We start from the raw sequence: 10,246 nt of genomic DNA, 5'->3' as shown, positions 1-10,246 counted from the left end.
CCCCTTGTGAGAGTAGGACGCTGCCAGGCAAAGCAAAAAAAGAGCCAACTTATGGCTCTTTTTTTTATTGATTTTTAATCCCGTTTTGTGTACTTTACTACTTTTCCCGTCATTGCATCTACCAGTACTTCTGCTTCACGTCCATAGACTGTAGATATTTCAACATCATAGACTAATTGGTTGTTGTATGTGTCTAAGTTAATTTCAGAGATGGTTCCTCGTCCATTTACCTGATCTATTGCTATTTCACGTGCTTTTTGATTAGAAACTTTTGTTTTAATTTTATTTTTCTGAGGGAGGTATTGGCTAACTTCCGAAACCTTGCCTGTTAGAGCGTTAACGTCCACCTCAAATCGTTTATCCCTTTTTACAATAGTAATTTCGTATTCTTTATTCCCTTCCTTACTTTCTTCCAGGTGGATTTCTCTCACTATCCCGCCCTTTAATTCATTCAATGCAATTCTTTTTGCCTTTACCTCATTAATTAATGATTTTGTTTCATTTGTTTGGACTGATTTCGGTTCGTTATTCGCCGGAGTGCAAGCACTAACTCCTGATAAAGTTGTTACAAATATAGTAGCTGTTAGGACCTTTGTTATTAATTTCATGATGAAAATCCCTTTCATAATAACAGTATGTTATTAGTATTCCCACTTCAAATCACTTTATTTAAGATTGTTTGCTTTTTTCGTCATGCCGCAAATATTAGAAGATGTTCATAAACATTGATATCAATTCTTTATTTATGAAAGTGACTTGGCAAGTCGATCTTATGGTTTGCTCCCTTTTAATGGATAGAAAGCTACAAGGAGAATTTTTTCCCTTTCACTTCTTCTTTTTTCTCTATTTAATTTGTGATAAACTTACGTCATTGTTTAAAAGGTTATTAGTTTTTAATTTAAAGGAGGGTGCCCCATGCTCGAAAATGGATTAGTTATGGCGTTGATTATTTTAATTATTAATGTTTGTTATGTATCATTCTTTACTATTCGGATGATCTTAACCTTAAAGGGGTATCGTTATATAGCTGCTTTTGTCAGCATGATCGAAATTGTTATTTACATTATTGGCTTAGGAATGGTGCTTGATAATTTAAACGAAATTCAAAATGTCATTGCTTATGCGATTGGATATGGCCTTGGGGTTATTGCTGGTATGAAATTGGAAGAAAAACTAGCGCTTGGTTATATTACAGTTAATGTCATCACAAAGGAATATGATAAAGACTTGCCAAAACAGCTGCGGGAACAAGGATATGGGGTAACAAGCTGGGCAGCTAATGGACTTGAAGGAGACCGAATGGCATTGCAAATTTTAACTCCAAGAAAGTATGAATTAAAGCTATACAGCCAGATTAAAGAGCTGGATCCTAAAGCATTTATTATTGCGTATGAACCAAAAACGATTCATGGCGGGTTCTGGGTAAAAACTGTAAAAAAAGGAAAGTTGGCCGAATGAGTAAAAAGAAAAAGTTTTATTTACAGGAAAATGAAACGATTGATCAGTGCCTTGAGCGAATGGCTAAGGAAGGATATCTTCCTGTTCGAAGAATGGAACGGCCTGTTTTTAAGGAAGAAATGACGAATGGAGAGAAAAAGTATATACCTGTTGGCAGAGAAATCATTTTTGAAGGAAAAATGATAGGCTAAACACGAACATTAAAAAAAGAAAAAATATAATTGTTCGATTTTTTATTGACAACAACGTTTTAAGCTTGTTAAGATGTAGATGACAAATACAGCGCCTCATATAATAGCGGGAATATGGCCTGCGAGTTTCTACCCGATTACCGTAAATGATCGGACTATGGGGAAAGCACATCTTATCTTGGGCTTATTATATTCTTAACGAGCTTTTTGCCCGGATGAGCTGCTTTCTCTTGTGAGAAAGGCAGCTATCCGGGCTTTTTATATGCAATTAACTATTTTGGGGAGGGCAATCATGTCAGTAGAAGTTGGCGTAATTATGGGAAGTACCTCTGATTGGGAAACGATGAAGCATGCTTGTGATATTTTAGAAGAGCTGGGGATTTCCTTTGAAAAGAAGGTAGTGTCTGCACACCGTACACCGGATCTCATGTTTCAATACGCGGAAAGTGCAAGAGAGAAAGGGTTGAAAGTGATCATTGCTGGTGCAGGGGGCGCCGCCCATCTTCCAGGAATGGTTGCTGCTAAAACGACGCTGCCGGTCATTGGAGTACCAGTCCAATCGAAAGCACTAAATGGGATGGATTCCTTATTATCCATCGTGCAAATGCCAGGTGGTGTACCAGTAGCAACAGTGGCTATTGGGAAAGCTGGTGCTACCAACGCTGGATTATTGGCAGCCCAAATATTGTCTACTACGAATCAGGAAGTGGCTCTAAAACTTGAGGAGCGACGCAAAAAGATAGAAGAAACTGTGTTGGAAAGTAGTGATCAGCTTGTCTAGACAAATGATTATGCCCGGGCAAACGATAGGAATTATCGGTGGCGGACAGCTTGGCCGGATGATGGCACTTGCTGCTAAAGAAGCTGGTTTTAAGATTGCAGTCCTTGAACCAGGAGAAAATTCTCCATGCGGGCAAGTAGCTGATATCGAAATTAATGCGGCTTATGACGACCCGGAAGCTTTAGAGCAACTGGCTGCGGTTAGCGATGTCATTACGTACGAATTTGAAAATATTGATTATGAAGGCTTAAAGAAGCTGCAGCAAAAAGCCTTTGTTCCACAAGGGGCAGAATTAATCAGGGTGACACAAAATCGTGTTGCTGAAAAAGAAGCGATTACAAATGCGGGCGTCCCTGTCGCACCTTATGCAGTGATCACAGAAGCAGGAGAAATTTATGATACGATAGATAAGCTCGGATATCCGGCTGTCTTGAAAACAGCACGTGGCGGCTATGATGGCAAAGGACAATTTGTGATTAAAGAAGCGGCTCATATTGAAGAAGCAGCCCAGCTCTTGCAGCACGGTGTATGTGTATTAGAGAAATGGATTCCGTTTGAAAAGGAAATTTCGGTTATTGTTTCACGAAATCTTCAAGGGGAAACCACTTACTTTCCAGTCGGAGAAAATATACATAAAGAAAATATTCTCCACGAAACAATTGTACCAGCAAGAGTGACGGATGAAGTCAAAGAAGAGGCGGTCAAAGCAGCAGAGAAGATTGCTGAAGCGCTCTCTCTCATTGGCACATTAGCAGTAGAGATGTTTGTTGGTAAAGACGGAGAAATTTACATTAATGAGCTAGCGCCGAGACCTCATAATTCAGGGCACTATACAATTGAAGCTTGCGACGTTTCCCAGTTTGGCCAGCATATTCGTGCCATTTGCAATTGGCCGCTAAAAACGCCCGAACTGCTAAAGGCGGCTCTTATGGTGAATATCCTTGGTGAACACGTGCCTGGTGTTCTGGAGGGTATAGCTGAACATCCAGAATGGTCTGTTCACTTATACGGGAAAGCAGAAGCGAAAGTGAAAAGAAAAATGGGGCATATCACCATTTTGGTAAATGACGTCAATGACGCACTTAAAGAAGTCGAGGCAAGCGGAATCTGGAGCAATAATGGAAAGTTGATCGGAGGACAAAAGAAATGATCGAACGTTATACACGCCCGGAAATGGGAGCCATTTGGACAGAAGAAAACCGTTATCAAGCTTGGCTGGAAGTGGAGATTCTTGCTTGTGAAGCATGGGCAGAACTTGGTGAAATTCCGAAAGAAGACGTACAAAAGATTCGTGAACGTGCGGGGTTTGATGTAAATCGTATTAAAGAAATTGAAGAAGAGACACGACATGATGTTGTAGCCTTTACACGGGCCGTATCTGAAACACTCGGAGAAGAACGCAAATGGGTACATTACGGTTTAACTTCTACAGATGTGGTCGATACAGCTTTATCTTATCTATTAAAGCAGGCAAACACTATCTTGAGAAAAGATCTTGAGAATTTCATTAGCATTTTAAAAGAGAAAGCGAAAGAGCATAAATACACAGTTATGATGGGACGGACGCACGGTGTTCATGCAGAGCCGACTACGTTTGGTTTGAAGCTTGCTCTCTGGCATGAAGAAATGAAACGAAACCTGGAGCGCTTCAATCAAGCAGCCGAAGGAGTAGAGTACGGAAAAATCTCAGGAGCAGTCGGTACGTATGCGAATATCGATCCATTTGTAGAAGAGTATGTGTGCCAGCATCTTGGAACAAAGCCGGCACCGATTTCTACACAAACATTACAGCGTGACCGTCATGCTCATTACATGGGAACGCTAGCTTTAATTGCTACTTCAATTGAGAAGTTTGCCGTTGAAATCCGTGGTCTGCAAAAAAGTGAAACACGCGAAGTAGAGGAATTCTTTGCAAAAGGTCAAAAGGGCTCTTCTGCGATGCCGCATAAGCGTAATCCAATTGGGTCAGAAAACATGACTGGGCTTGCTCGTGTTATTCGTGGCCATATGCTAACAGCTTATGAAAATGTACCGCTTTGGCATGAACGCGATATTTCTCACTCTTCAGCTGAACGGATCATTTTGCCAGATGCTACAATTGCCTTGAATTATATGCTAAACCGCTTCGGAAACATCGTGAAAAATTTAACTGTTTTTCCGGAGAACATGAAGCGTAACATGGATCGGACATTAGGCTTAATTTATTCTCAGCGTGTTCTTTTAGCTTTGATTGATAAAGGCATGGCACGTGAAGCAGCTTATGATACTGTGCAGCCAAAGGCGATGGAAGCTTGGGAGAAGCAAGTGCCATTCCGTGAATTAATTGAAGCGGACGAGAACATTACATCAAAATTAACTGCTGAAGAAATTGCTGATTGCTTTGACTATAATTATCATCTTCAGCATGTAGATACAATCTTCACCCGTCTTGGGTTAGATCAATAACAAAATAAAGGCACCCGTTTTACACGGGGCCTTCTTCTAACAACTAGTGACTGAAGATTTTTAATTATTTTTACAAGGGGGACGTTACATTGGAAAAGGGCTCACTGCTTTATGAAGGAAAAGCGAAACGGATTTATGCAACCGATCAGGAGGATGTTGTCTTGATCTCCTACAAAGATTCAGCCACTGCTTTTAATGGAGAAAAGAAGGCAGAGCTGGCAGGTAAGGGAAGACTGAACAATGAAATCAGCAGCCGCATCTTTTTAAAGCTTAAGGAGCACAACATTCCCTCTCACTTTATTGAGCAGCTCTCAGAGCATGAGCAGCTGGTTAAGCATGTAACGATTATTCCGCTCGAGGTTGTAACGAGAAATGTGGCGGCAGGAAGCTTAGCCAAACGTCTCGGACTTGAAGAAGGACAAGTATTTGATCAACCAATCGTTGAGTTCTACTTTAAAGATGATCAACTTGGTGATCCTCTTCTTACTGAAGACCATATTCAGTTGTTAAACATTGCTTCTAAAGAAGAAGTAGCTGAGATCAAGAAGCAGGCTTTAGCTATTAACGAAGCTCTTCGCTCATTATTTGCAGAAATGGAAATCGATTTGATCGACTTTAAAGTCGAATTCGGCAAAGACAAAAAAGGAATTATTTTACTAGCTGATGAAATTTCACCGGATACTTGCCGTTTATGGGAAAAGAACACAAATCGCAAGCTGGATAAAGATGTATTCCGCCGCGATTTAGGTAATTTAGTAGAAGCATATGAAGAAGTATTTAATAGATTAGGGGGAAAACAACATGTATAAAGTAAAAGTATTCGTCACATTAAGAGAAAGTGTATTAGATCCACAAGGAAAAGCGGTTCAGCAATCACTAACGAATCTTGGCTATGAAGGCGTTCAAGATGTGCGTATCGGCAAATATATGGAATTAACGATTGATGGAAACACCCAAGATGTAGAGAAGACAGTAAAAGAAGTATGTGAAAAGCTGTTGTCAAATCCAGTTATCGAAGACTATAGATATGAGATTGAGGAGAGTGTTCAGCAGTGAAATTTGCAGTGATCGTGTTCCCTGGCTCTAATTGTGATGTTGATATGTTTCATGCGGTAAAGGATGAATTAGGTGAAGAAGTAGAATATGTCTGGCATGATGCCGATGACTTAAGCCAATTTGATGGTATTTTACTGCCGGGCGGCTTCTCCTATGGTGACTACCTTCGTTCAGGAGCCATTGCTCATTTATCAAAAGTGATGAGTGAAGTGAAAAAAGCAGCTGAAGCAGGAAAACCGATTCTCGGTGTGTGCAATGGCTTTCAAATTTTACTCGAATCTGGCTTGCTGCCAGGCGCGATGCTGCGCAATAAAGATTTAAAATTTGTTTGCAGACCGACAAAATTACGAGTGGAAAACAACGAAACGATGTTTTCTTCTGCCTATAACAAAGGAGAAGAAATTACTATCCCTGTCGCTCACGGAGAAGGAAACTATTACTGTGATGAAGCAACTTTAAAGCAACTGCAAGACAATCAACAAATCGTTTTTACGTATGCTGATAATTTCAATGGTAGCCTGCAGAGCATTGCCGGAATCGTGAATGAAAAAGGCAACGTTCTCGGAATGATGCCCCACCCCGAGCGGGCAGTAGATGAGCTGCTAGGAAGCGCAGACGGATTAAAACTATTTCAATCAATTGTAAAACAATGGAGGGAATCTCATGTCGTTAATGCTTGAACCAAGTCCATCACAAATTAAGGAACAGAAAATTTACCATGAAATGGGCATGACGGATGAGGAATTCGCAAAAGCTGAGCAGATTCTAGGACGTACGCCAAACTACACGGAAACCGGTCTTTTCTCTGTTATGTGGTCTGAGCACTGCAGCTATAAAAATTCCAAACCAGTGCTTCGTAAATTCCCGGTAACAGGCGAACGTGTTCTTCAAGGTCCGGGAGAAGGCGCCGGAATCGTTGATATTGGCGATGAGCAGGCAGTCGTCTTTAAAATCGAAAGCCATAACCATCCATCTGCGATCGAACCATACCAAGGTGCAGCAACAGGTGTCGGCGGCATTATCCGTGATGTTTTCTCAATGGGGGCCCGTCCGGTTGCCATGCTGAATTCCTTGCGTTTCGGCGAGCTAGAGTCTAGCCGTGTGAAATATTTATTTGAAGAAGTAGTAGCCGGAATCGCTGGCTATGGCAACTGTATCGGTATTCCGACAGTTGGCGGGGAGGTTCAATTCGACCACACGTACGAAGGAAACCCACTAGTTAATGCGATGTGTGTCGGATTAATTGATCATAAAGATATCCAAAAGGGCCAAGCAAAAGGGGTTGGCAACACGGTTATGTACGTTGGAGCCAAGACAGGCCGCGATGGTATTCACGGTGCAACTTTTGCTTCTGAAGAATTAAGCGAACAATCTGAAGACAAGCGCCCAGCTGTCCAAGTCGGCGACCCGTTCATGGAAAAGCTGTTACTGGAAGCTTGTCTTGAATTAGTAAAAAGTGATGCACTTGTCGGCATTCAAGATATGGGAGCTGCGGGATTAACGAGCTCTTCAGCAGAAATGGCGAGCAAAGCTGGCTCAGGAATCGAAATGAATCTTGATTTTGTTCCTCAGCGTGAAACAGGCATGACGCCATATGAAATGATGTTATCGGAATCACAAGAGCGGATGCTCATTGTTATTAAAAAAGGCCGCGAAAAAGAAATCGAAGAGCTTTTTGCTAAATATGGCCTAGAGGCTGCAACGGTTGGCCGTGTAACAGATGATGGCATGCTCCGTCTTCTTCATAAAGGCGAAGTAGTAGCAGAAGTGCCTGCAGATGCCCTTGCGGAAGATGCGCCAGTGTATTATAAGCCATCGGCAGAGCCGGCTTACTATGGCGAATATCAAGCGATGGAGCAAAAAACACCTCAAGTGGAAGACTTCAAACAAACACTTATTCAATTGCTCTCTCAGCCTACAATTGCAAGCAAAGAATGGGTGTACGGACAATATGATTACCAAGTAAGAACAAATACAGTTGTAGCACCTGGTTCTGATGCAGCGGTCATTCGTGTGCGCGGTACGAAAAAAGCGTTAGCGATGACAACAGACTGTAACTCTCGCTATCTATACCTTGATCCTGAAATAGGCGGAAAAATTGCGGTAGCGGAAGCGGCTCGTAATATCATCTGCTCAGGCGGCGAACCATTAGCGATTACCGATTGTTTAAACTTCGGAAATCCAGAAAAACCAGAAATTTTCTGGCAGCTTGAAAAAGCAACAGATGGAATGAGCGAAGCATGCCGTGTGTTAAGTACACCAGTTATCGGCGGAAACGTGTCTTTATACAATGAAACGAATGGAACAGCCGTTTACCCGACACCTGTTGTGGGCATGGTTGGTCTCATTAAAGATCTTTCTCATATTACAACGCAAAGCTTCAAACAAGCAGGCGATCTTATCTATGTTATTGGAGAAACAAAAGCCGAATTTGGTGGAAGTGAATTGCAAAAGCTGCACCATAATGGAGAAATTTTCGGAAAAGCACCGGCGATTGATTTAACAGTAGAGGAAGCAAGACAAGCAGCTTTATTAAAAGCGATTCAAGCAGGCGCCGTACAATCAGCGCATGACGTAGCTGAGGGTGGATTCGCAGTAGCGCTTGCTGAGAAAGCTTTCGGCACCGGCCTTGGAGCAAGCGTAGCTGTTGAGGCAAATATTGAGCGGACAGCAGCTTTATTTAGCGAAACGCAATCTCGTTTTATCGTGACAGTCAGCAAAGAAAATCAAGAGGCATTTGAAGCCATTGTAACGGAAGCGAAGTTGATTGGCGAAGTAACGGCAGAAGCAGATTTAGTGATCGAGCAACAAGGTGAGAAAGTCATCAAAGCGGAAATCCATGAACTTGAAGGTGCTTGGAAAGGGGCGATCCCATGCTTGCTGAAATCAGAGGATTAAATGAAGAGTGTGGCGTGTTTGGCATATGGGGACATGAAGATGCAGCGCAGATTACGTATTACGGTCTGCACAGCTTGCAACACCGCGGTCAAGAAGGAGCTGGGATTGTTGTATCAGACGGCAAAAAGCTTCGTGGTATAAAAGGTGAAGGTCTCGTCACAGAAGTATTCAGCCAGGAAAAAGTTCAAGAATTAAAAGGTTTTGGAGCCATTGGCCACGTAAGATACACAACAGCAGGAGGCGGCGGATATGAAAATGTTCAGCCGCTGCTGTTTCATTCACAGTCTGGCAGTCTGGCGCTGGCTCATAATGGAAATTTAATTAATGCGACCTCCTTGAAGCATCAACTTGAAGGCCAGGGAAGCATTTTTCAAACAACTTCAGACACAGAAGTATTGGCGCATTTAATTCGCCGCGGCGGGTTTGGAACGATGAAAGATCAAATGAAACATGCTTTGTCTATGTTAAAAGGAGCGTATGCCTTTTTAGTTATGACAGAAAATGAACTAATGGTGGCACTTGATCCCAACGGGTTGCGTCCGTTATCAATCGGTCAGCTTGGCGATGCCTTTTGTGTAGCCTCTGAAACATGCGCCTTTGACCTCATTGGAGCGAAATTTATTCGTGATGTCGCACCAGGAGAACTATTGATCATCAATAAAGATGGTGTGCGGTCCGAGCGTTTTTCAATGGCTACGAACCAGGCGATTTGTACGATGGAGTACGTGTACTTCTCTCGTCCGGACAGTGATATTCATGGAATCAATGTTCACAGTGCGAGAAAGCGTTCTGGCATTCAGCTCGCAAAAGAAGTAAATATTGAAGCGGATGTTGTAACTGGTGTCCCGGATTCAAGCATTTCGGCTGCGATTGGGTTTGCAGAAGCAACAGGCATTCCTTATGAAATGGGACTGATTAAAAATCGTTACGTCGGCCGGACGTTCATCCAGCCTTCACAATCATTGCGTGAACAAGGGGTAAAAATGAAGCTGTCTCCAGTTCGCGGCGTGGTAGAGGGAAAACGCGTTGTCATGGTTGATGATTCAATCGTACGAGGTACGACGAGCAAACGTATTGTAAAAATGTTAAAGGATGCTGGCGCACTGGAAGTACATGTCTGTATTACTTCGCCGCCAATTAAAAATCCTTGTTACTATGGGATTGATACTTCAACAAGAGAAGAGTTAATCTCTGCTACTCATACAGATGAAGAATTGCGTCAACTCATTGGGGCTGATTCTTTAACGTTTTTGAGTGTAGAGGGCATGATTGAAGCGATTGGCCATGAGAAGCAAAATGGTCACTGCGGCCAGTGCCTAGCTTGTTTTACAGGAGAATACCCAACAGAGATTTTACCGGATACAAAGCATCCGCATGATAAAGAAGTAATGTGCTAATGAAAGAGCTGCCGGGTTTT

At 42.3% G+C, this 10,246-nt stretch carries 11 protein-coding genes and 1 riboswitch; of the genes, 10 read left to right on the top strand and 1 reads right to left on the bottom strand.

Going from position 1 to position 10,246, the window contains the following annotated elements; translation table 11 throughout:
• Positions 1-74: 74 nt before the first annotated feature.
• Positions 75-608 carry a PepSY domain-containing protein gene (locus A8F95_RS18185; RefSeq protein WP_065411819.1) on the bottom strand — a complete coding sequence of 178 codons (534 nt, stop codon included), beginning with the start codon at positions 606-608 and terminating at the stop codon, positions 75-77.
• 307 nt (positions 609-915) lie between these two features.
• Between A8F95_RS18185 and A8F95_RS18180 the strand changes: the two genes are divergently transcribed.
• The 10 genes from A8F95_RS18180 to purF all read left to right on the top strand — a co-directional run bounded on the left by A8F95_RS18180 (position 916) and on the right by purF (position 10,226).
• A complete protein-coding gene (locus A8F95_RS18180; protein ID WP_065411818.1) occupies positions 916-1,458 on the top strand; it encodes a DUF2179 domain-containing protein in 543 nt (180 codons plus the stop codon).
• On the top strand, positions 1,455-1,649 hold the full coding sequence (locus A8F95_RS18175) for an NETI motif-containing protein (protein ID WP_065411817.1): 195 nt from the start codon (positions 1,455-1,457) through the stop codon (positions 1,647-1,649). The genes A8F95_RS18180 and A8F95_RS18175 overlap by 4 nt, the downstream gene beginning before the upstream one ends.
• Before the next feature lie 76 nt (positions 1,650-1,725).
• Positions 1,726-1,827, top strand: a riboswitch (purine riboswitch).
• Between the two features lie 114 nt (positions 1,828-1,941).
• Entirely contained in the window at positions 1,942-2,430 is a 489-nt protein-coding gene (gene purE / locus A8F95_RS18170) for a 5-(carboxyamino)imidazole ribonucleotide mutase (protein WP_065411816.1), read from the top strand.
• A complete protein-coding gene (gene purK / locus A8F95_RS18165; RefSeq protein ID WP_065411815.1) occupies positions 2,423-3,580 on the top strand; it encodes a 5-(carboxyamino)imidazole ribonucleotide synthase in 1,158 nt (385 codons plus the stop codon). Before purE ends, purK begins: the two co-directional genes overlap by 8 nt.
• Positions 3,577-4,875 carry an adenylosuccinate lyase gene (gene purB / locus A8F95_RS18160; RefSeq protein WP_065411814.1) on the top strand — a complete coding sequence of 433 codons (1,299 nt, stop codon included), beginning with the start codon at positions 3,577-3,579 and terminating at the stop codon, positions 4,873-4,875. The genes purK and purB overlap by 4 nt, the downstream gene beginning before the upstream one ends.
• An 89-nt stretch (positions 4,876-4,964) precedes the next feature.
• The gene (gene purC, locus A8F95_RS18155; RefSeq protein WP_065411813.1) at positions 4,965-5,684 is read left to right on the top strand and encodes a phosphoribosylaminoimidazolesuccinocarboxamide synthase; all 720 of its coding nucleotides are present in this window, start codon (positions 4,965-4,967) and stop codon (positions 5,682-5,684) included.
• The gene (purS, locus tag A8F95_RS18150) at positions 5,677-5,931 is read left to right on the top strand and encodes a phosphoribosylformylglycinamidine synthase subunit PurS (protein WP_065411812.1); all 255 of its coding nucleotides are present in this window, start codon (positions 5,677-5,679) and stop codon (positions 5,929-5,931) included. The genes purC and purS overlap by 8 nt, the downstream gene beginning before the upstream one ends.
• Positions 5,928-6,611, top strand: a complete 684-nt coding sequence (gene purQ / locus A8F95_RS18145; RefSeq protein WP_049659992.1) for a phosphoribosylformylglycinamidine synthase subunit PurQ — start codon at positions 5,928-5,930, stop codon at positions 6,609-6,611. The genes purS and purQ overlap by 4 nt, the downstream gene beginning before the upstream one ends.
• Positions 6,595-8,829 carry a phosphoribosylformylglycinamidine synthase subunit PurL gene (gene purL / locus A8F95_RS18140; protein WP_065411811.1) on the top strand — a complete coding sequence of 745 codons (2,235 nt, stop codon included), beginning with the start codon at positions 6,595-6,597 and terminating at the stop codon, positions 8,827-8,829. The genes purQ and purL overlap by 17 nt, the downstream gene beginning before the upstream one ends.
• Positions 8,805-10,226 (top strand): amidophosphoribosyltransferase, encoded by a 1,422-nt coding sequence (purF, locus tag A8F95_RS18135; protein WP_065411810.1) that lies wholly within the window; start codon positions 8,805-8,807, stop codon positions 10,224-10,226. The genes purL and purF overlap by 25 nt, the downstream gene beginning before the upstream one ends.
• Positions 10,227-10,246 lie beyond the last annotated feature (20 nt).

The sequence above is a fragment of the Pseudobacillus wudalianchiensis genome (assembly GCF_001685015.1).
Classification (GTDB): Bacteria; Bacillota; Bacilli; order Bacillales; family Domibacillaceae; genus Pseudobacillus; species Pseudobacillus wudalianchiensis.
Note: the sequence above shows the minus strand (reverse complement) of the source record. Positions and strands in the feature narration are given on the sequence as shown.

Bases quoted from the DNA above. Each gene is read 5' to 3' on its own strand.
- A8F95_RS18175 (WP_065411817.1), top strand. From the start codon at position 1,455: ATGAGTAAAAAGAAAAAGTTTTATTTACAGGAAAATGAAACGATTGAT.
- A8F95_RS18180 (WP_065411818.1), top strand. From the start codon at position 916: ATGCTCGAAAATGGATTAGTTATGGCGTTGATTATTTTAATTATTAAT.
- purB (WP_065411814.1), top strand. From the start codon at position 3,577: ATGATCGAACGTTATACACGCCCGGAAATGGGAGCCATTTGGACAGAA.
- purL (WP_065411811.1), top strand. From the start codon at position 6,595: ATGTCGTTAATGCTTGAACCAAGTCCATCACAAATTAAGGAACAGAAA.
- purF (WP_065411810.1), top strand. From the start codon at position 8,805: ATGCTTGCTGAAATCAGAGGATTAAATGAAGAGTGTGGCGTGTTTGGC.
- A8F95_RS18185 (WP_065411819.1), bottom strand. From the start codon at position 608: ATGAAATTAATAACAAAGGTCCTAACAGCTACTATATTTGTAACAACT.
- purE (WP_065411816.1), top strand. From the start codon at position 1,942: ATGTCAGTAGAAGTTGGCGTAATTATGGGAAGTACCTCTGATTGGGAA.
- purS (WP_065411812.1), top strand. From the start codon at position 5,677: ATGTATAAAGTAAAAGTATTCGTCACATTAAGAGAAAGTGTATTAGAT.